The following is a 21,568-nucleotide window of genomic DNA, read 5'->3' as shown; positions in this document are numbered from 1 at the left end:
TACTCACTCCGATTCAAGTCTTATCTTTTCTTTCTTTTGTGCACGTTCTCTTGCACCTTTATCCAGAATACTCTTTCTCAGTCTTACAGTTTCCGGCGTCACTTCCACAAGTTCATCGTCGTTGATAAACTCCAGTGCCTCTTCAAGGGTGAGGGTGCGAGGTTTCTTCATCGTTGCAGTCTGCTCTTTCGTTGCCGAACGGATATTGTTCGCCGCCTTCACTTTCGTAATATTGACCGTCAGATCGTTATCACGTGAGTTTTCCCCGACAATCATACCTTCGTACACATCTGTACCCGGCTCCATGAAGTTCGTACCGCGGCCTTCCAGCTGCAGAATCGCATAAGTCGATGCCACGCCTTTATCCATCGATACAAGCACACCGTTGCGTCTGCCGGCGATCTGCCCTTTGATGATCGGACGGTATTCTTCGAATGTATGGTTCATTATGCCATAACCGCTCGTCATGGACATGAATTCAGTCCTGTAGCCGATGAGACCCCTCGCCGGCACTAAAAACGTAATACGCGTCTGACCGTTGCCCGTATTAACCATATCCAGCATCTCGCCTTTACGTGAACCGAGTGTTTCGATGACGCCGCCGGTATTCGTTTCCGGCACATCGATCTGGACACGTTCAAACGGTTCACATTTGACGCCGTCAATTTCTTTGACGATGACGATCGGTTTTGATACCTGCAGTTCGAACCCTTCACGGCGCATATTCTCAATCAATATAGATAAATGAAGTTCACCGCGTCCTGAAACCACCCATGCATCCGGCTGATCGGTCGGCTCCACTTTAAGTGAAACATCCGTCTCCAGCTGCTGATCCAGACGCTCCTGGATCTGGCGTGCTGTGACGTATTTACCCTCACGCCCTGCAAATGGTGAATTGTTTACAGAAAACGTCATCTGAAGTGTCGGCTCATCAATTCTTAGTACCGGCATCGCTTCCTGATGGTCCCTCGGTGTCACCGTCTCGCCGACGTTGATATCTTCAAGACCCGATAGAGCGATCAGATCGCCCGCCTGTGCGTGCTCGATTTCCAGACGTTTCAAACCGAAGAAACCGAACATCTTGGTCACTCTGAAGTCTTTCACCGTGCCGTCATTTTTAATCAGTGAAACCTGCTGGCCGACTTTTATTTCTCCTCGGAACACACGGCCGACACCGATACGTCCGACATAGTCGTTGTAGTCAAGCAGTGCCACCTGGAACTGCAGCGGTTCAGAGCTGTTATCAACAGGTGCAGGTACATATTCCAAAATCATGTCATAGATGGACTGCATGTTTTCTTCCTGCTTCTCAGGTTCAGGCTCAAGACTCGCCGTACCGTTGATTGCTGAAGCATAGGCAACAGGGAATTCAAGCTGCTCATCGTTCGCATCCAGCTCGATGAACAGTTCAAGCACTTCATCGATGACCGCTTCAGGACGCGCTGCATCCTTATCGATCTTATTCACTACGACAAGCGGCTTGAGATCCTGTTCAAGCGCCTTTTTCAGAACGAAGCGTGTCTGGGGCATCGTCCCCTCATATGCATCCACAACGAGGATAACACCGTCCACCATTTTCATGATACGTTCCACTTCACCGCCGAAATCCGCGTGCCCCGGCGTATCCAGGATGTTTATTCTGTGGTCTTTATAGTCAATCGCGGTGTTTTTCGCTAAAATAGTAATACCGCGTTCTCTTTCAATATCATTAGAGTCCATCGCACGCTCTTCAACATGTTCGTTTTCACGGAATATGCCGGACTGTTTTAATAATTGGTCTACCAATGTCGTTTTTCCATGGTCAACGTGTGCGATAATTGCAATATTACGGATATCTTCTCTTAAATTCATCAAGACTTTCCCTTCGTGTTTAGAATCTTTTCTTTCCTTAACTGTACCATTATATCACAATATACACCCGAATCATACAGCAGTAATTCTATTAAAAAGTGCGCATTTATGCTATACTCGTAAGAACTATGATTTTCAAAGGAGTACATGGCAATGGAGAAACCTAAGTCAAAACTGATTTTCCTGTTACTTGCTGTTCTTGCCGTTTCCATGATGGTCGCCTTCTCCGTCTTTGCCGCTGAGGCGATGTGGATATTTGCAGCCATCACCGTGCTGATCTTTATCGGCATATTCGGCTTCGGTTTTACACTCAAGAAAAAGTACCGTGAAAACGGCTGGTTATAAAAACTACAAATTTCGTATTTCTGCACGTTTTACACTGCAGAAACCGCATTTTTGCAGAACAGAAAATTGATTTCTGTTCTTTTTTCATGCCCAAAATCAAATTGTTGCGTTTTGACGACAATTTGACTGTCATGCACAATTGAAACATTACAGCAAAGGGGGATAAATGAAATGCGCAAAAAGAATGAAAAACTGAAAATTTATGAGTTTTTGTACAACCGCCTGCCGTTCAGCGATGATGAAACAAAGGAGTACCAGGCTTTATGCCGCTCCGAAGCCCTGGAGGAAGAGTTCGAACAATATTTACAGGACATCAGCATGACCAATATCGATGTATACTGGCACTCGGAAGTATTCGTGGACGGCGAGCGCGAATTTGTCCATGTCCTTCTCATTACGGACTACTGCTACTACATATTCATCCTTCATGATCTGGAAGGCGGCCATTACGTCAATCCGTTCAATATATTGTGCACTGACAGCCATGAAGCCGTCATGGACCTGAACCGGAGCGATAAGCTGTATCAGATGTTCAGGGCCCAGCTCATCGACGAAGGGGAATTCCAGCGTCCGATCATCATCAAGTACGTCATGATGAATGACCGCTTCACCATGAAGACGCGGAAGAGCGACCTGTTTCTGTCCAAAGAAAACCTGCCCTACTATTTGAAAGCCATCGAACATTCAGCCGTCATCAAAAATAAAAACACGCCCATGCCCGGCTGAATTGTTTCAGCCGAATACGTACAGCTTCAACATGAACCTGTTCACACCCGGCTTAAGGTGTGCCGCCTGCATGTCCCATGACCTGCTGCTTTACAACAGCAACATCATACAATGCGGTGCATGCAGCACCATCGACAGCCTGTATCAGCTGACCGGCGACTATTTCTTCTGCCTGGACAGGCTCGAGCGGTGCCGGGAATATCGCCGGAGTGACATCCATGTGCATATCGGTTTTCATTTAAATAATTATGCCTACAGGAAAATCACGGAGCATTTCTTTGAAAAGGTGTCTGCCAGGAAATACAGGTTCAGAGGCGGTGGAATGCCTTATGGTTCTTGATGAACGGCTCATCTTTCCTGAAATGTTCTATGATTTCGCCATGAATCGTCCTATTGGCGGCGATGATGCTGTTTGTATCGAGCAGTCTGAGTTCGTCGCCGAGCAGCGTCGTCGTCAATCCGCCGACTTCTTTCAGGATGATGGCGCCGCCCGCAAAATCCCATGGGTGGAGCCTGAAGAACAGTGCCGCACTGCTCGTGCCGCGTGCCACGTTCACAAATTCAAGGGCAGCCGAGCCGAGTGAGCGGGTGCTGCGTGCATCTCTGACCACCTGGATGAAAGGTACATTGATGCCGTCGCGTATCACCCAGTTCGTATTGGTCGAAATGAGCGATGATGCAAGGTGTGATTCTTCAATGTCCGGCAGCAGCTGGTCGTTTTTATAGGCACCGTGCTCGAAAGCCGCGTGATAAAGATCGCCTTTCATGACATCCAGTATGAGGCCGGCGTATGGATTGCCGTCAATATAGATGCCGACGGAAATCGCGAAATTCTCCATCTGATGGACGAAGTTCAAAGTGCCGTCGATCGGGTCGACGATCCAGAGGACGCCTTCGGTATCAGTGATGTCTCGGCCGTGGCCCTCCTCGCCGACAATTCTGTGCTCCGGATAACGTTTTTGGATTGTATCATTTAAGAAGCTTTCTGTTTCTTTATCTACATCCGTGACGAGGTCATTAGGATTTTTTTTACTGTTGATGTTGAATTCTTCTGTCATGCGTCGGCGGATGAACCTGCCGGCTTCCAAAATTGTTTCCTGTGCGAATTTATAGATTTCCATAAAATACACCTCAAAAGTTTGATTGGTTTCCTTTATTATTTTATCATAGTTCACAAGCATATTTTTAGAAAGGAATAATTATATGACTAAATACCGCTTTACTGATAAAGATTTCGACACTTTTAAAATTGACGGTCTCGATGCACGCATGGAGGGCATCAAAGAAGGTCCCCGCGTCAAGCTGTATAACCTAGGCGACCACTTCGCAGGATTCCTTACTGACCTGACGGGGGACGAGCAGTTTTCACATGTTGCCATGCATGCACGCCGTAAAGTGAACCCGCCGGATGACACCTGGGTGGCGTTCTCAACGAACAAACGCGGCTATAAGATGATGCCCCACTTCCAGATCGGCCTGTGGGGAGACCACGCCTTCTGCATGTATGGTGTAATCTATGAGTCACCGGATAAACAGAACATGGCGAAGAAATGGCTCGATGAGTTCGACCTGTTCAGAGAGATTCCTCAGGAATACTCCATTTCTTTGGACCATATGAAACCGTCCAAACCGGAACTGTCGGGCCTGTCCGATGAAGAGCTGGAGGCAGGACTCGTCCGTCTGCGCGATGTGAAAAAAGGAGAATTCCTTGTCGGGAAAGTCTACCGTCCGGGTGATCCTGAACTGAAGTCTGATGAGGCATTCATCGAAGACCTTGAAAAGGTGATGACCGAACTCATGAAATTTTACTGATGAGAGCGAAAAATGTTAAGCTGCTGCAGCTTGAGATTTTGAACCGCCGGACACTTCTCACCGAAGAAGACAGTAAAGATTTGAATAAATACCGGCTGGGCCACGCGGGCGAGCTGCAGTTTGATGCCATGATCGCTGCATTCTCAGCTTCCGTCGTCCACATGAAAGACTATAGATTTCAACTGGAAAGTGCTTCCGTCACCGGTAAAAAGTCGGCAACGGCCCGGCTGAAGTCCAAATCGACAATATCATCATTTCTGAAGATCAGCTGTACACATTCGAAATCAAAAATTATCAATATGATATTGAATATTACACTGACCGTCCCTGGCGTTTTGCCGGCGGTAAGGAAATCGTCAATCCCATGAACCAGATTGACAGCCACCGGAACGTTCTGTCGTCTATGATGAAGGAATATGACATGCGGATGAGCCTCACCTGCAATCTGGTTTTTATTCACCCCGAACAGACGATTTACAATCTGCCGAACCATCCGAACATCTACACCCCGCACCAATCGGAATAAACGTCTCAGATACCTGATGAAGCCGAACCGCTATGATTACAGCCGCTTTGTCGAAATGCTCGACTCGAGGCGCATATTCAAATCCGCCTACGACAGCGACGCCAACGTCACCTTCGACGAGCTCGCCGGCGGCGTATTCTGCGCCGATTGTGATAACAGCCCGCTCTGCCGCGAGCACCGGGATAAATTTGTTTTTGATGAATGCCGGGTTGGAATGACGCAGGTGGATGTTCTTCAGCAACTGGTAAAAGAACTCCAGATGCTCAACTCGACGTGGCAGTTATCATCCAGTAAGATTGCAAAATATAGCGGCTATACTTTTAGCAGTGCCACTGTACGGCGATATAGGAATAAAAATCTAATTGAATACTGAAATGAAATCATTGCCTGCTCATTCGTTGAGAATTATTCATACGAGTGAGCAGGTTTCTTCCTGTGCTGCTCACTTGGCTCCGTTTTCCTGCTCAGGTGAGCAGGTTTCTTCCTGTGCTGCTCACTTCGCTCCGTTTTCCCACTCAGGTGAGCAGGTTTCTTCCTAAAAGTCTCCTGAGCTCCCCGCCTCAAACCAAAAAACGCGCCCGGTCTCACCGGGTGCGTCTCTTCAAAATTCTATGATTTTCATCTCAGTGCTGCTGATTTCTCTCTCAATCTTGAACCTGAGCGTGCATCGTAGGTTCTTTCAGCCAAACCCGCTTCTTTGCGGAGCTCTGACGCAAGACTCTGGATGTCGGGCATTCTTGAGATGTCGATGTTGCCGCCGCTGACAACCACTCCGGTTTTCTCGGAGTCAATAGTGTCATGATGGCTGAGCAGGCATGCGAGTGCTGCTGCACCTGCGCCTTCAACCAATGTTTTGCTTCTTTCTAATAGGTAGATCATCGCATCAGCGATTTCCGGTTCCGATACGCAAATTACATCGTCTACATACTTATTGATTATAGGCAATGTCAACTGACCTGGTTCTTTGACTGCAATTCCCTCTGCGATCGTCGATACATTTTTCAATCGTTCCACCAGTCCTTGATGATAAGCGTTGAACATCGATGGTGCTCTGTCAGTCTGCACACCAATCACGCGGATGTCTGGATTTATGCTTTTCGCAGCGACGGCAATTCCGCTGATCAAGCCTCCGCCGCCAATAGGAACAATCAATGTATCAAGATCTGGTTGCTGTGACAGCATTTCAACTGCAATCGTTCCCTGACCTGCCATAATATCGTAGTCATCAAACGGGTGTATATAAGTCGCACCTGTTTCCTGCTGGTATTCAAGAGATGCTTCATATGCTTCCTGAAAACTCTCCCCCACCAGAATCACTTCTGCACCGTAGCCGCGTGTGGCTTCAACCTTATTTGTCGGTGTTGCCTCAGACATGAAGATCGTCGCCTGTGCACCGAGCTGTGCCGCAGCAAGTGCCACGCCCTGGGCGTGATTGCCGGCAGATGCGGTCAACACTCCTTTTGATAACTCCTCAGCAGATAATTTCATCAACTTGTAGCTTGCGCCTCTGAATTTGAACGCGCCCGTCTTCTGTTGATTCTCCATCTTCAAATAAACTTCTCTGTTTGTACGTAAGTTCGTAGTATTCGATGTGACTAAAGGCGTATTGTGGATTTTCTGTCCGAGTACCTCCCAGGCATTCTGGACTAATCCACTGGTTAAGAAATCCCCATGCGACCACTCTCCTCATATTGATTGATTTTATCTTCCAACTGCAGTGTCAATGATATGTCATCCCAGCCGTTAATAAGTTTTTCCTTATGATACGACGGGATGTCAAATTTATATACTTCACCGTCAGCAGTCACTGTTTGTTCCACCAGATCAACTGACAGCTGGAAGTCTCCACTTTGTGCTTTGTCCTGCCATTCATCCACTTTATCCTTATCCGCTTCAATGACAATGATGCCGTTTTTGAGTGCATTACTGTAGAAAATATCCGCAAAACTCGGTGCGATGATCACTTTGAAGCCGAAGTCGAGCAACGACCACGGTGCGTGTTCCCTGGATGAGCCGCAGCCGAAGTTTTCGCCTGCCACCATCACTGATGCACCTTCGTATTTCTCATTGTCCAGGTCAAAGTCGTGTCTCAGGCTGCCATCATCGTCGAAGCGCCAGTTATAAAATAAAAACTGTCCGAAGCCTGTTCTTTCGATACGCTTTAAAAATTGTTTTGGAATGATTTGGTCGGTATCCACATTATCTCTGTTCAGAGGATATACCTTACCTGTATGTTTCTCAACTGCTTCCATGTAATATCCTCCTCTTAAGAAATTTTCTCTTCCGTCGTGTAACTGCGGACGTCTACGAAACGGCCTTCGATTGCAGCAGCTGCAGCCATTTCAGGACTGACCAGGTGCGTTCTTGCGCCGTTGCCCTGGCGGCCTTCAAAATTACGGTTTGACGTTGATGCACAGCGGCCGCCGGCCGGGATGATGTCATCGTTCATGCCGAGGCACGCACTGCATCCGGCATCGCGCCATTCGAAGCCCGCTTCTTTGAAGATTTTATCGAGACCCAGCTCTTCTGCTTCCGACTTCACTAAAAATGAACCGGGAACGACAATCGCCTTGATGCCGTCTTTCACTTTCTTGCCTTTAATGATTTCAGCGGCATTCTTAAGATCCGGAACTCTCGAGTTCGTACAGGAACCGATGAACACATGGTCTATTTCAATCGATGTGATCGGCTGGTTCTCCGTCAGATCCATATAACTGAGTGCCCGAGTGATTTCATCTTTGTTGTCCACAGCATCAACGGATGGTGTCGCACCACTGATTGGTACGACCATTCCCGGATTCGTACCCCATGAAACCTGAGGTTCGATTTCTGTCGCATCAATTTCAATGGTCTTATCATAAGCTGCACCTTCATCCGTTGCATATGACAGCCATTTTTCACTGATTGCCCTGAACGCTTCTTCTTCCTTCGGAACGTAGCGCCGTCCTGTCAGGAAATCCACAGTTTTCTCATCCGGAGAAATAAGCCCCGCTCTCGCGCCGCCTTCAATGGACATATTACATACCGTCATACGGCCTTCCATCGACAGGCTCTGGACCGCTTCACCGGTATACTCGACAACGTAGCCTGTACCGAACTTGACGCCGAACTTTGCGATGATCGCAAGGATCAGGTCTTTTGCGGTAACACCGGCGCCTAAAGGCCCGTTCACTTTGACATTCATCGTTTTCGGACGGTCGCCGTATAAAGTCTGAGTCGCAAGGACGTGCTCGACTTCACTTGTACCGATACCGAACGCCAGTGCTCCGAATGCACCGTGCGTTGATGTATGACTGTCGCCGCAGACGATCGTCTTGCCCGGCTGAGTCAGTCCAAGCTGCGGCCCGATGATGTGCACGATCCCCTGGTCGGGGTGGAACATATCTGCAAGCTTGACACCGAAGTCTGCACAGTTTTTCTTCAGTGCATCCATCTGTTTCGCTGAAATTTCATCTTTTACATTTTCCCGGTCCTTCGTCGGGACGTTGTGGTCCATTGTTGCGAAAGTTAAGTCCGGCCGGCGGACTTTCCGTCCAGCAAGCCGCAACCCTTCAAATGCCTGAGGAGAAGTGACTTCGTGAACTAAATGTTGATCAATGTATATTAAATCCGGCTGTCCCTCATCTCTATGAACAACATGGTCTTCCCAGATTTTTTCAATAATAGTCTTTTTCTCAGCCATTCCTCATATCAACTCACTTATCCATTTTATTTAATATTATTTATGACAACTTCAACCATCTCTTCTGTCGAGACGGTTTTTCCGCCTTCGATATCCAGATCTGCCGTATGAAAGCCCGATTTCAATGCGGCATCCACACTCTGTTCGATCGCTTCCGATTCATCGGTCAGATGGAATGTATATTTCAGCATCATCGCAGCCGACAGAATCATCGCGAGCGGATTCACTTTATTTTCACCGGCAATGTCCGGTGCGGACCCGTGAACGGGTTCATATAAACCAAAACCTGAGCTGTTCAGGCTTGCCGACGGCAGCAGTCCGATCGATCCTGTGATTACCGACGCCTCGTCACTCAAAATATCTCCGAAAAGATTCTCGGTGACGACCACATCGAAGTGGCCCGGGTCCGTAATCAGTTTCATCGCCGTCGAATCGACGAGCGCATGCTCGACTTCAACGTCAGGATAGTCGACGCTTTTCGCATCCACAATTTCACGCCACATGCGGCTGGATTCCAAAACGTTCGCCTTATCCACCGAAGTCAGCTTGTTGCCGCGCAGTGTCGCCGCCTCGAAACCGTACTCGACGATACGCTCGATTTCTTCCCTCGTGTACTGGAGTGTGTCGACGACCGAATTGCCGCCGTCCTTCCGTTCACTCGGCTTCCCGAAATAAAGACCGCCCGTCAGTTCACGCACGAATAAAATATCCGTACCGCCGACGATCGCTTCCTTTAACGGAGAAGCAGGTATCAGCTTGTCGAAGACCTTTATCGGACGGAGATTGGAAAACAGTCCAAGTTCCTTGCGGATCTTGAGCAGCCCCTGCTCGGGCCTTAAAGTTTTATCCACATTGTCCCATGCCGGCCCGCCGACCGCACCGAGCAGGATGGCATCCGAATTTTTAGCCCGGTCAAGCGTCTTATCGTCAAGGGGCGTGCCATGCACATCATACGCGGCACCGCCGATCAGACCTTCTTCAAAAGTGAACTCATGATTATATTTTTTTGCGATCTTTTTTAGTACTTCTATGGCGCCGGCCATGACTTCTGGGCCGACACCGTCGCCCGGAAGTGTAAATATATGTTTTTTCATGTCTATGGGCTCCTTTTCGTCAGCTGCTGATTGAAATCGATTTTTCCTGTGTATTTTTGATCAGATAACGGTTCACTGCATTGATATATGCATTCGCCGATGCCTCGATGACATCCTGTGCCGTACCGCGGCCGTTCATGACCTGGCCGTCCACTTTCAGCTGGACGTGCGCTTCTGCAAGTGCATCTTTACCTCGGCCGACAGAGTTCAGCTGGTAGTCAATCAGGTTCAGTTCCATATCGATCAGACTCTTAATCGTACCGTAAAGTGCATCGACGCTGCCGTTTCCGACTGTCGTGTTCGAAATGGTCTCGCCTGCAGGTGTTTTGAGTGACACTTCACTTTCAGTTCCGTTTTCCGGACCGTAGTTCACCTCGAAGTTCTCCATCCTGTACATAGGAATATCTGCGTCTTCGGTTTTTATTTCCATTAATATCGTATATATATCATCTTCTGTGACTTCTTTCTTCTGGTCGGTAAGAAGTTTGAATTTCTTGAATGCTGTAGTGATTTCGTCTTCTGAAAGTTCAAGTTTGAACTCAGCCACTTTGTCTTTGAATGCATGACGTCCGGAATGTTTGCCGAGGAATAAAGTGTTCTCGGACACGCCGACAAGTTCAGGTGTGATGATTTCATAAGTCTCGGCGTTTTTAAGCACGCCGTCCTGGTGGATACCCGACTCATGTGCGTATGCGTTCCGTCCGATGACTGCCTTGTTCGCCTGGATGTACATGCCTGACAGTTTGCTGACAAGGTCGCTTGTCCGCTTGATTTCCTTCAGGACCAGTGACGTTTCATAAGGGTAGAAATCCTTGCGGATTTCAAGTGCGACAGCAATTTCTTCAAGTGCCGCATTCCCTGCCCGTTCACCGATGCCGTTGACGGCGCACTCGACTTGAGTCGCGCCGTTCTCAACAGCGGCGATGGAGTTTGCAACTGCCATTCCGAGATCGTCGTGACAGTGGCAGGAAAGATTGACTTTATCGATGTTCGGAACGTTTTGTGAAATCGTTTTGAACATCCGGCCGTATTCTTCAGGTGTTGTAAATCCTACAGTGTCCGGTAAGTTGATGACTGTCGCCCCCGCATCGATGACCTTTTCGATGAGTTTCATCAGGAAATCGATATCGGAACGCGTCGCATCTTCAGCTGAAAATTCAACTTCAGGGAACATCGTTTTCGCATATGTCACCATCTCGATGGATTTTTCCAGCACTTCCTCTTCAGACATCTTCAATTTATATTTCATATGAATCGGAGATGTTGCGAGGAAGATATGGATCCTCGGTTTCGCTGTGTTTTTCAATGCTTCATATGCACGGTCGATATCTTTTTTGTGTGTCCGTGCAAGTGCAGTCACTGAAGAATTTTCAACAGTATCCGCAATGAGCTTCACCGCTTCGAAATCCCCATCGGATGCTGCAGGGAACCCTGCCTCTATAATATCTACACCTAAGCGTTCAAGCTGCTTAGCTATTTCCAGTTTCTCACTTTTATTTAGATTGACTCCCGGCGACTGTTCACCGTCTCTAAGTGTAGTATCAAAAAATTGAATATCAGCCATTGCCAATCATCCTTTCATTATTTATTAACAGCTTCTCCGACAAACGGCATTAACTCGCGCAGGTCTTTACCAACCTGAGTGATCGGATGGTTGTATTCCTGGTTATTCATGGCATTGTATCTTGGACGGCCAGCCTGGTTTTCAAGCACCCAGTCTTTTGCAAAAGTGCCATCCTGGATTTCTGACAGAATATCTTTCATACGGGCCTTGGTGTCATCGTTGACAACTCTCGGTCCGCTGACGAAGTCTCCCCACTGGGCTGTATCGGAAATTGAGTAGCGCATGTTTTCAAGTCCGCCTTCGTACATTAAGTCAACGATCAGTTTCAATTCATGCAGACACTCGAAGTATGCAACTTCCGGCTGGTATCCTGCATCCGTCAATGTTTCGAATCCGGCTTTGACAAGTGATGTCATACCGCCGCATAATACTGCCTGCTCACCGAACAGATCCGTTTCAGTCTCTTCCTGGAACGTTGTTTCAAGAATTCCTGCACGGCCTGCACCGATGCCGCCTGCATATGCCATTGCGATCTTCGTCGCCTGGCCTGTAACATCCTGGAATACTCCGTATAATGCCGGAACGCCCGCCTCTTCTTCAAAAGTACGGCGCACCAGGTGACCGGGCCCTTTCGGTGCAACCAGGAATACGTCAACATCTTCTCTCGGTACGATCTGAGTGAAATGAACGTTGAATCCGTGTGCGAAACCCAGTGCACTGTTCGTCTTCAAGTTATCTTTGATGCTTTCGTTGTATACTTTTGGCTGGTGTTCATCCGGAAGTAAAACCATTGTGACATCCGCATCTTTAACCGCTTCACTTACAGCTTTGACTTCAAAGCCGTCCTCTTTTGCCTTATCAAAAGATTTTCCTTCTCTTAAGCCGATAACGACTTCGTTGCCTGAATCTCTTAAGTTCTGTGCGTGAGCGTGGCCCTGCGAACCATAACCAATGATGGCAATTTTTTTCCCGCTTAATATTGCTTGGTCAAGATCTTTGTCATAAAATACTTTAGTCATAATAATTTTCTCCCTTTCATTCCTCAAGAATTTATACTATTAATGTTTGATAGTCTGAAACTTGTTTTTGCTGCTTGCCTCTTGTGAAGGCTGTAATGCCTGTGCGCGAAAGCTCTTTGATGCCGTATGGTGTCAATAAATCTATAATTGCTTCAATCTTATCCGGTTTACCGGTAACTTCAACAATTAACGAATCTTTCGAAATATCAAGTATGCGTGCCCTGAACGGTTCCACGATGCCGTTGATTTCCGAACGGCTCTGCGGTGTGGCAACCACTTTGATCAGACACAGTTCACGCGCCACTTTGTTCGTGTCCGTAATGTCATTCACTTTCAGGACATCAATCTGTTTGTGGAGCTGTTTTGTCAGCTGTTCAATCTTCTGTGTCTCTTCAACATCCACAACAAATGTGATTTTCGAAATCCCTTCAATCTCCGTCTCGCCGACAGTGATACTTTCAATGTTGAACCCGCGGCGTGACAGGAGGCCTGTCACACGGTTTAAAACCCCGCTGGAGTTCTGAACAGTTGCTGTAATTATTCTTCGCATGGTTTCACCCCTATCATTTCGTGATTTCCTTTACCTGGTGCAACCATCGGGAATACAAGGTCCAACTTGACGATTCTTGCATCGATCAGCGCAGGACCGTCATGTTCAAATGCACTTTTCAATGTTTCCCGGACTTTATTTTCATCTTTCACCTGGAAGGCTTCAGCGCCGAACGCTTCTGCAAGTTTTACGAAGTCCGGATTCTGATCCAGAAGTGATTCTGAATAACGCTCTTCATAAAACTCTTCCTGCCACTGTCTGACCATGCCGAGGGCCTCATTGTTCACTATGACCACTTTTACCGGCAGGTTGTAATGCTTCAGCGTCTGCATTTCCTGCATTGTCATCTGGAAGCCGCCGTCGCCGACAATCGCCACGACAGTGGCATCCCTGTCACCCAGCTGGGCGCCGAGTGCCGCCGGCAGGCCGAAGCCCATTGTGCCGAGGCCGCCGCTCGTCACGAAACGGTTCGGCTGGTCCATCTTGTAGAACTGTGCCGTCCACATCTGATGCTGTCCAACGTCCGTTGTAACGATGGCTTCACCGTTGGTTTCTTCATATATCTGTTCGATCAGCCACTGTGGTGATATCAGATCGTCACTGCGCTCATACCAGAATGGTGAATCTGCTTTGTTGTCCATGACTTTCTGGTACCATTCGCTGTGATCGTCACATTCTACCGGTGAATTGAGCATACGCTTCAATGCTTCTTTTGCATCGCCGACCACCGGGATGTGCGTTTCAATGTTCTTGCCGATTTCAGCCGGGTCGATATCGATATGGGCAACTTTTGCGTCAGGTGCAAAGTGTTTGATCGCCCCTGTCAGCCTGTCGTCGAAGCGTGCGCCGATATTGATCAGTAAATCTGATTCGGATATTGCCATGTTCGCTGCATATGAACCGTGCATGCCTGCCATGCCGAGTGACTGTTCATGGGTGCCTGGGAAAGTCCCAAGACCAAGAAGTGTCGTCGTTACCGGAACCTTATGCTTTTCAGCGAACTCTTTCAATTCTTCACTGCCCCCTGCGAACTGTACACCCGCTCCGGCCAGTATTACTGGTTTTTTAGCTGTTTTCAATGCATTCATTACGCGTTTTATCTGCAGAGGATTCGGATTGACTGTCGGCTGATAGCCCGGAAGATGGAATTCTGTATCGAATGTTTCCGTTACAACTTCCTGTGAAATGTTCTTCGGTATATCAACGACTACCGGACCCGGTCTGCCTGTCGTTGCGATGTGGAATGCTTCTCTTACTATTCTCGGTAAATCTTTGATATCTGAAACCTGGTAGTTATATTTCGTAATAGGAGTCGTCAGCCCTATTACATCCGCCTCCTGGAATGCGTCTGTACCGATGACTGCCGATGACACCTGGCCGGTGAAACATACGACCGGCAGCGAGTCCATCATTGCATCCGTAATACCGGTGATCAGGTTTGTCGCACCTGGACCGCTTGTAGCAATTACCACGCCGGCTTTGCCGGTTGTCCTTGCATATCCTTCAGCTGCGTGTATCAAACCTTGCTCGTGTCTGCATAAAATATGATTGAATGATGCATCGCTCTTATGGAGTGCATCATAAATCGGTAACACAGCACCTCCAGGATAGCCAAAAACTGTATCAACTTTTTGATTAACTAATGCTTCAATTAAGACATCCGCACCCGTTATAAAATCTTCTTCAATTCTACTGTTCAACTGCGCCTCTTTAATTGCAAGTTCTGTCTTCATTGAAAAACCTCCTCATTCAATCACATAATATTTTAATAAAAAAACTCTTTTCTCACACTGCTACAAAGTAACAATGGGGAGAAAAGAGTTCATTTGCTCACGGTACCACCCAAATTTGCGACTGCCTCGCGGCAGCAGCCTTATGGACTGCATGTTGTAAGAAGAGGTAAATGTTAATAAGGAGTTAATTTATGGCGGTCATTCCATTTAATTTATGACTTACCCCATGCAGTCCGTTTACTTAACGAGTGCGGCCACCCGGTTGTGCCTAGTAAGTGATCCACCTTTCAGCACAACGCTCAGGGATGAGCATAAAGTTAATATCGATCTGGGTTTTCAGCCGTGCCCCATTCTCTTTAAATCAATAGTTGTAACTTTAAATTCCCTTCAAAGCTTTTAAAGAATATTCAGTTCTGAACTAGTCTGATATTTCTGTAATATGATGTTGAGAGTTATATTACAGCCTTTCGCCAAAGAAATCAACCGTTTTTATCAGATATTTTTTAAATTGTCTAAATTTTAGTAATTGAAAACGATTACAATGATTTCATAATGCATAGTTCGGTTTTTTTAAAATTTTAAAAGTTTTTTTGTGCTTTACTGTATCGTCTTGTCCGGATTACGGTATATAAGCATAAAAAACCCGGACGATCACAATCATCGTCCGGATTTTATTATTCATTACTTCTGATAAAGATCGTCTCTGTTAAGGAAATCGGTCACGGCTCCAAGCGAAGAGTTGGATACGATATGCGCATACTTTCCAAGAACGCCTTTTTTATACAGCGGCGGCAGCTCGAGCTTATCTGCGCGTGCTTTCATTTCTTCATTGGACACGTGCATGGTGATTTCTTTAGTGTCCTGGTCGATCGTTACCGTGTCACCCGTCTGAACGAGTGCCACCGGTCCGCCTTCCTGCGCTTCAGGCGCAATATGGCCGACGACCAGCCCGCGTGTACCGCCGGAGAATCTGCCGTCAGTAAGGAGCGCGACATCTTCACCGAGTCCTTTACCTGAAATCAGGCTGGACAGTGACAGCATCTCAGGCATGCCCGGTCCGCCTTTCGGTCCGACATAGCGGACGATGACGACGTCGCCTTTGACGATGTCGTTCGCCATGACCGCGTCGATCGCTTCCTGCTCGGTATCGAACACTTTGGCAGTCCCTTCGTGACGGCGTACTTTCACGCCGGACACTTTAGCGACTGCACCAAGCGGTGCAAGGTTCCCTTTGAGTACGATGAGCGGACCGTCGGCACGTTTAGGGTTATCAAGCGGCATGACGACATCCTGACCTTCTTTGAGGTGCTCGACCGCTTCAAGGTTTTCCGCGATCGTCTTGCCCGTAACCGTCAGGCAGTCACCGTGGATCAGGCCGTTCTCATATAGATACTTCATGACACCCTGTACACCGCCGACATTGTACAGGTCCTGGAAGACGTACTTTCCGCTCGGCTTGAGGTCAGCCAGATGCGGTACTTTTTCCTGCATCACGTTGAAGTCGTCGATTGACAGTTCCACTTCTGCTGCATGTGCAATCGCCAGCAGGTGAAGTATAGCGTTCGTAGAACCGCCGAGGGCGTATACGACAGTAATCGCATTTTCAAATGCTTCTTTAGTCAGGATGTCTTTAGGATAGATGTCCTTTTCCAGCAGGTTCAGTACCGCCTGGCCCGCTTCGTATACATCCTGTTCCTTGTCTTTTGATACTGCCGGGTTTGACGCCGACCCCGGAAGGCTCATGCCCATCGCTTCAAGCGCTGCAGCCATGGAATTCGCCGTATACATGCCGCCGCAGCCGCCGGGACCCGGACAGCCGTTACATTCGATGCCTTTTAATTCCTCATCATCGATTTCGCCGTTATTCCATTTGCCGACACCTTCGAACACGCTGACCAGGTCGACATCCTCGCCTTTATGTCTGCCCGGTGAAATCGTTCCGCCGTAGACGAATACTGCAGGGACGTTCAAGTTCGCCATTGCGATCGCACAGCCCGGCATGTTCTTGTCACAGCCGCCGATAGCGACCAGTGCGTCCAGACTCTGTCCGCCGACCATCGTCTCGATGGAGTCGGCGATGATATCTCTTGAAGGCAGTGAAAAACGCATGCCCTGGGTCCCCATCGCAATACCGTCTGCAACCGTGATCGTATTGAACTGGATCGGCACACCGCCCGACGCGCTCACACCTTCTTTTGCAAACTGCGCAAGATCATTCAGGTGAATGTTGCATGGCGTCGTCTCCGCCCAGTTGCTCGCGACACCGATCTGCGGCATCTGAAACTTTTCATCAGTGAAGCCGACCGCACGGAGCATCGCACGGTTTGGTGCCTTGACGTTACTTTCCGTATATACTTTACTGTTGATTCTAAGATCTTTTTTCTCTGCCATAAATTCTCCCGCCTTTTAATTAATTATTTCTTCCGTCTTACCCGTCTCTTCCAATTCTGAGTTATCATCGTCGTCATTTTCCATTTTACTCATCCAGTTCGCAACAAGCGAGCCTGAAATATTGTGCCATACCGAGAATATTGCCCCCGGAACAGCTGCAATCGGTGAGAAATGAGCGGCCGCAAGCGTTGCCGCAAGCCCAGAGTTCTGCATACCCACTTCGATGGAGATCGCCTTCTGGTCCTGCACTTTGAAATGGAGCAATCTGCCGATCACAAATCCGACACCATATCCCAGCAGGTTATGAAGAATGACCACAGCGAAAATCAACAATCCTGTCTCGATGATGTTCTGCACATTCGTCGAAACGACAGCTGCGATTACAGCAATTATACCAACAACTGACACCAATGGTAAAACACCGACCACTTTTTCGACTCTTTCACCGCCGAGCAGGTAATTGACAACAACACCCGCAACAACCGGTATCAATACAATCTGTACGATTGAAATGAACATATCCATGAATGATACAGGCAGCAGTGCACTGGCCAGCAATAAAGTCAGCATCGGTGTAACAACCGGCGCAAGCAGCGTGGAAATCGAAGTCGCAGCGATCGAAACCGCCACGTTGCCTTTTGCAAGGAACGTCATGACGTTCGATGAAGTACCGCCCGGTGTACATCCGACAAGAATGACACCGATCGCGATTTCTGCCGGCAGCTGGAACACCCATACAAGCAGTACCGAGATGAGCGGCATGACAATATACTGAGCAGCCACTGTAAACAGTACCGCCTTTGGAGCCTTAACAACCTCCTTGAAATCACCGAGTTTCAAAGTAAGCCCCATTCCAAACATGATGATTCCGAGCAGGATTGAAATATAAGGCGCAATCCAGCTGAATCCGGATGGAAATACAAATGCCAGAACAGCAAATACCAATGCCCAGACAGCAAATGTATTGCCGACAAACTGACTGAAACGAATTAAAGCATTCATAAACAAGACCCCATTCTATGTAAATTTATTTAATAGCACTTATAATATCAGATTTCCGCGCCGGTCAATAGCTTTATTTTTAAATTTTTAGAATCTTGTAACGTTTCACTTAATTGTATATCAGTCCTCCGAATTGATTTCATCACATTGGTAACGATTACATATGCATTTCAAAAAAATGGTGACTTTTTGCACTGAAGAAGGGTTTGCCGGGGTGTAGTTGTGGTTTATCAAATGTTCGTGGGTCGGACGAACGTGTATTAAACTCGTATCACATGCTCGCGGGTCCCTGCATACTCCCCATAACATCTGTAATAAAAAAAGCCCACATGAATGTGGGCTTCAAATTATATTATTACAAGTCATCATTGTTTCTGCGGTCTACATTTTGACGGCGTTCTGTTGACGCATCGTTGTCGTAGCCGTAGTTTCTGCCTTCACGGTCGACGTCTTCGCGTGCATCGAAGTTGGCCGCGTTGTCTTTCTCGCGTCTTCTGCCTCCGCGCTCGCGTGCCGAGCCTGAACGGCGTTCATTTTCAACTTCCATGCCATGTGTGCGGTTGTATTCTTCATCCGTAACAGGTTCAACTGCATCAGATGAATCAATGTTGCCGTCCACATAGTTGTTGCGGCTTGAATCTCTGCTGTCGTTGTCATCAATTTTGTTGAATTTGCGTGTCGCCTCGATATCATCGTCACGATGAGCATCACGGCGGCCGTCATCTCTGTAATCACGGTCGGTACGGACATCGTCATCGTACGCGGCAGCACCGCGGTCTCTTTCAAATTCACGGTCGCGCTCGAGCTGCTGTCTGCGTTCGAAGTCTCGGTCACGATCTAAGTCGCGTTCGCGGCCGACAGGTCCAACATTCGGATCATCCTCGCGGTCTCTTACTCCGCCACGGTCCATCGGGTCAACCGGATCCATGATCACTTCATCTTTTCTGACAAATAGCAGTATTGCCGAGATGATGAAGAATAAAGGAATCAGACCTGTAATGACACCGATTACCAATGGTGCTGACAGTATACCTGCAAGCAGCATCAGGAAACCTGATAGGATGCGTCTTCTCATTGTCAATAAGCCGAAAAGACCTAAAATTAAGGGTAAAATTAAATATAATGCTACCATCCAGAAACTGTTCAGTGTGTTAAGTGCACCCTGTGTCAGTTCTTGAGGTGTGAAGCCTTCAATATTCTGAGCTTCAAAAGATTGTTCCATTTGTGTTGTAAACTCATCGACAAATGCCTGGTCATTCACCGTTACCAGTGAGAAAAATAAAAGACCACCGGCAACTATAAGTAATCCAAGCCATGCCAGCCAGCCAAATATTTTTTCTGCGATCCGGCGGACCGGCCGTATAGTTTGAGTGTATTCTCGTCTAGCCATAGGGACCTCCTGTAATTATGTCTTTTTTGTATGTTCTCTTTTGAATATTACCCTGATTCATATAATATTAATCACAATAATCATTATTTTATATCTTAATTTAAAAATGCAGGAGCTGAATCCCGCAAGTCATCATGGTTTTAAGATGTCTCCATCTCCCGAGTCTTTCAATTGTCTAGTCAAAGTGAAAGGTTCAAAACTGCTTCTTTCCTTAAACTCTTTAAACAATGTTTTCTCTTCACTTTTCGTCGGTACGACCTGCTTAAAGTTTTTGTAGTGTCCTTTAAGCGCTCCGGCCGGGATGCCTTCCTCATAACCGGTTTCAACCGCTTCAAAAAATTCGACGACCGCGACTATCTCTTCAGTCGACCAGTCTTCATCCAGTGGATAGCTGAATCCCTCGTTCACTTTTATTCACCTCACACATATATAATTCAAAAATAAAAGGCGTCATAAAGACGCCTTAAATATTTATTACATAGAGTGGATTGGACGGCCGAGTGCAACTTCTGCCGCTTCCATCGGGATTTCACCTAAAGTAGGGTGTGCATGGATCGTCAGGGCAATATCTTCTAAAGTAATGCCTGTCTCAACTGCAAGACCGAGTTCGGCAATGATGTCCGAAGCACCGTCACCTGCGATTTGAGCACCAAGTACAAGCCCGTCGTCCTTGCGTGCGACAACTTTGACGAAGCCGTCAGACTTGTTCAGGCCGAGTGCACGTCCGTTTGCACCGAACGGGAACTGTCCTGTAACAACTTCATAGCCTTCTTCTTTTGCATCTGCTTCGTTGAATCCGACAGTTGCAAGTTCAGGCTCTGTGAAACATACTGCAGGCATACCGATATAATCAACTTCTGATTTTTCACCGGCGATTGCTTCTGCAGCAATTTTACCTTCATAACTTGCTTTGTGCGCAAGCGGTAGTCCGTGGACGATATCGCCGATTGCGAAAATGTTGTCGATTGAAGTTCTGGACTGCTTGTCCACTTCGATCAGGCCGCGGTCATCTTTTTTGATGCCAAGCTCTTCCAGACCTATTTCTTCAGTGTTCGGTTTACGGCCGACTGTAACAAGTACGTAGTCCGCTTCAACTTCGTGCGTTTCACCTTTGGCTTCATAAGTGACTTTCACGCCGTTTTCTGTTTCTTCAGCAGATTTGGCCATAGCTTTTGTAACGATTGTCGCACCCTTTTTCTTAAGGTTGCGTTTTACAAGAGAAGTCATACGCTTTTCGAATCCGCCGAGAATATCACTCTGGCCTTCAAGAATCGTCACTTCAGTACCGAAGTTCGCATATGCAGTACCAAGCTCTGTACCGATATAGCCGCCGCCGATGACGATCAGTTTCTCAGGCTTCTCTTCAAGTGCGAGTGCACCTGTTGAATCGATGATGCGCTCGCCGAATTTGAATCCTGGGATTTCGATCGGGCGTGAACCTGTTGCGATGATCGCATTTTTGAATTTGTAAGTCTGTGACTGCTTTTCATCCATCACTTTCATCGTGTTGTTATCGACGAAGTAAGCTTCACCTTTGACCATGTCTACTTTGTTTCCTTTAAGAAGGCCTTCGACACCGCCGACCAATTTATCAACGACGCTCTCTTTGAATGACTGTACTTTAGAGAAATCAAGGCTGACACCTTCAGTTTTAACACCCATTTCCTCAGAGTTGAGTGCTTCCTGGTAACGGTGTGATGATGAGATGACTGCTTTCGACGGAATACATCCGACGTTAAGGCATACGCCACCCCATGCTTCTTTTTCTACGATTGTCACTTTCTGACCTGTCTGAGCTGCACGGATTGCCGCAACATACCCACCAGGACCTGCACCAACTACAATTGTATCTGTTTCAATAGGAAAATCTCCAACTACCATTC

22 protein-coding genes are annotated in these 21,568 nt (G+C 47.5%); 6 read left to right on the top strand and 16 right to left on the bottom strand.

Features of this window, described 5'->3' with window-relative positions; translation table 11 throughout:
• Window positions 1-3: 3 nt before the first annotated feature.
• Window positions 4-1,854, bottom strand: a complete 1,851-nt coding sequence (typA, locus tag BLR15_RS00255) for a translational GTPase TypA (protein WP_092983603.1) — start codon at window positions 1,852-1,854, stop codon at window positions 4-6.
• Window positions 1,855-2,004: 150 nt separating this feature from the next.
• Between typA and BLR15_RS00250 the strand changes: the two genes are divergently transcribed.
• On the top strand, window positions 2,005-2,196 hold the full coding sequence (locus BLR15_RS00250) for a DUF5325 family protein (protein WP_092983602.1): 192 nt from the start codon (window positions 2,005-2,007) through the stop codon (window positions 2,194-2,196).
• A 171-nt stretch (window positions 2,197-2,367) separates the two neighbouring features.
• Window positions 2,368-2,922 carry a hypothetical protein gene (locus tag BLR15_RS00245; protein ID WP_092983601.1) on the top strand — a complete coding sequence of 185 codons (555 nt, stop codon included), beginning with the start codon at window positions 2,368-2,370 and terminating at the stop codon, window positions 2,920-2,922.
• 52 nt (window positions 2,923-2,974) lie between these two features.
• Here BLR15_RS00245 and BLR15_RS00240 read toward each other — a convergent pair whose 3' ends face one another.
• Window positions 2,975-3,160, bottom strand: a complete 186-nt coding sequence (locus BLR15_RS00240; RefSeq protein ID WP_092983600.1) for a hypothetical protein — start codon at window positions 3,158-3,160, stop codon at window positions 2,975-2,977.
• A gap of 70 nt (window positions 3,161-3,230) precedes the next feature.
• Window positions 3,231-4,043: an inositol monophosphatase family protein gene (locus BLR15_RS00235; RefSeq protein ID WP_092983599.1), complete on the bottom strand. Its 813-nt coding sequence runs from the start codon at window positions 4,041-4,043 to the stop codon at window positions 3,231-3,233.
• Window positions 4,044-4,125: 82 nt separating this feature from the next.
• On the opposite strand from BLR15_RS00235, the gene BLR15_RS00230 reads away from it, so the two are divergent.
• From BLR15_RS00230 to BLR15_RS13795, 4 genes are read left to right on the top strand one after another with little or no spacing between them, the layout of a single operon-like run.
• The gene (locus BLR15_RS00230) at window positions 4,126-4,734 is read left to right on the top strand and encodes a YktB family protein (RefSeq protein ID WP_092983598.1); all 609 of its coding nucleotides are present in this window, start codon (window positions 4,126-4,128) and stop codon (window positions 4,732-4,734) included.
• Window positions 4,734-5,102: a hypothetical protein gene (locus BLR15_RS14185; protein WP_245696432.1), complete on the top strand. Its 369-nt coding sequence runs from the start codon at window positions 4,734-4,736 to the stop codon at window positions 5,100-5,102. The genes BLR15_RS00230 and BLR15_RS14185 overlap by 1 nt, the downstream gene beginning before the upstream one ends.
• Window positions 4,985-5,260: a nuclease-related domain-containing protein gene (locus BLR15_RS00225; protein ID WP_331465663.1), complete on the top strand. Its 276-nt coding sequence runs from the start codon at window positions 4,985-4,987 to the stop codon at window positions 5,258-5,260. Before BLR15_RS14185 ends, BLR15_RS00225 begins: the two co-directional genes overlap by 118 nt.
• A 16-nt stretch (window positions 5,261-5,276) precedes the next feature.
• The gene (locus BLR15_RS13795; RefSeq protein WP_143003903.1) at window positions 5,277-5,633 is read left to right on the top strand and encodes a hypothetical protein; all 357 of its coding nucleotides are present in this window, start codon (window positions 5,277-5,279) and stop codon (window positions 5,631-5,633) included.
• 245 nt (window positions 5,634-5,878) lie between these two features.
• Here the strand turns inward: BLR15_RS13795 and ilvA are convergent, their stop codons facing one another.
• From ilvA to lpdA, 13 genes are all read right to left on the bottom strand, one after another.
• Window positions 5,879-6,874 carry a threonine ammonia-lyase gene (ilvA, locus tag BLR15_RS00215; protein ID WP_092983595.1) on the bottom strand — a complete coding sequence of 332 codons (996 nt, stop codon included), beginning with the start codon at window positions 6,872-6,874 and terminating at the stop codon, window positions 5,879-5,881.
• A gap of 44 nt (window positions 6,875-6,918) precedes the next feature.
• The gene (leuD, locus tag BLR15_RS00210) at window positions 6,919-7,512 is read right to left on the bottom strand and encodes a 3-isopropylmalate dehydratase small subunit (protein ID WP_092983594.1); all 594 of its coding nucleotides are present in this window, start codon (window positions 7,510-7,512) and stop codon (window positions 6,919-6,921) included.
• A gap of 14 nt (window positions 7,513-7,526) precedes the next feature.
• Window positions 7,527-8,942, bottom strand: a complete 1,416-nt coding sequence (leuC, locus tag BLR15_RS00205) for a 3-isopropylmalate dehydratase large subunit (RefSeq protein ID WP_092983593.1) — start codon at window positions 8,940-8,942, stop codon at window positions 7,527-7,529.
• Between the two features lie 26 nt (window positions 8,943-8,968).
• Entirely contained in the window at window positions 8,969-10,036 is a 1,068-nt protein-coding gene (gene leuB, locus BLR15_RS00200; RefSeq protein WP_092983592.1) for a 3-isopropylmalate dehydrogenase, read from the bottom strand.
• Window positions 10,037-10,055: 19 nt separating this feature from the next.
• Window positions 10,056-11,600, bottom strand: a complete 1,545-nt coding sequence (locus BLR15_RS00195; RefSeq protein ID WP_092983591.1) for a 2-isopropylmalate synthase — start codon at window positions 11,598-11,600, stop codon at window positions 10,056-10,058.
• A 17-nt stretch (window positions 11,601-11,617) separates the two neighbouring features.
• Window positions 11,618-12,619 carry a ketol-acid reductoisomerase gene (gene ilvC, locus BLR15_RS00190; RefSeq protein ID WP_092983590.1) on the bottom strand — a complete coding sequence of 334 codons (1,002 nt, stop codon included), beginning with the start codon at window positions 12,617-12,619 and terminating at the stop codon, window positions 11,618-11,620.
• 31 nt (window positions 12,620-12,650) lie between these two features.
• Window positions 12,651-13,169, bottom strand: coding sequence for an acetolactate synthase small subunit (gene ilvN, locus BLR15_RS00185; RefSeq protein ID WP_092983589.1), 519 nt, complete (start codon window positions 13,167-13,169; stop codon window positions 12,651-12,653).
• Window positions 13,157-14,902: a biosynthetic-type acetolactate synthase large subunit gene (gene ilvB, locus BLR15_RS00180; RefSeq protein ID WP_092983588.1), complete on the bottom strand. Its 1,746-nt coding sequence runs from the start codon at window positions 14,900-14,902 to the stop codon at window positions 13,157-13,159. The genes ilvN and ilvB overlap by 13 nt, the downstream gene beginning before the upstream one ends.
• 681 nt (window positions 14,903-15,583) lie before the next feature.
• Window positions 15,584-17,293 carry a dihydroxy-acid dehydratase gene (ilvD, locus tag BLR15_RS00175; RefSeq protein ID WP_092983587.1) on the bottom strand — a complete coding sequence of 570 codons (1,710 nt, stop codon included), beginning with the start codon at window positions 17,291-17,293 and terminating at the stop codon, window positions 15,584-15,586.
• Window positions 17,294-17,308: 15 nt separating this feature from the next.
• Entirely contained in the window at window positions 17,309-18,295 is a 987-nt protein-coding gene (locus BLR15_RS00170) for a bile acid:sodium symporter family protein (protein ID WP_092983586.1), read from the bottom strand.
• Window positions 18,296-18,650: 355 nt separating this feature from the next.
• Window positions 18,651-19,685 (bottom strand): DUF4064 domain-containing protein, encoded by a 1,035-nt coding sequence (locus BLR15_RS00165; protein ID WP_092983585.1) that lies wholly within the window; start codon window positions 19,683-19,685, stop codon window positions 18,651-18,653.
• Between the two features lie 132 nt (window positions 19,686-19,817).
• A complete protein-coding gene (locus tag BLR15_RS00160; protein WP_092983584.1) occupies window positions 19,818-20,093 on the bottom strand; it encodes a UPF0223 family protein in 276 nt (91 codons plus the stop codon).
• A 66-nt stretch (window positions 20,094-20,159) separates the two neighbouring features.
• Window positions 20,160-21,566, bottom strand: a complete 1,407-nt coding sequence (gene lpdA, locus BLR15_RS00155) for a dihydrolipoyl dehydrogenase (protein ID WP_092983583.1) — start codon at window positions 21,564-21,566, stop codon at window positions 20,160-20,162.
• Between the last annotated feature and the right edge of the window lie 2 nt (window positions 21,567-21,568).

It is taken from the genome of Lacicoccus qingdaonensis, assembly GCF_900101075.1.
Taxonomy (GTDB): domain Bacteria; phylum Bacillota; class Bacilli; order Staphylococcales; family Salinicoccaceae; genus Lacicoccus; species Lacicoccus qingdaonensis.
The sequence above is the reverse complement of the archived record's forward strand: the minus strand, read 5'-3'. Positions and strand labels throughout refer to the sequence as shown.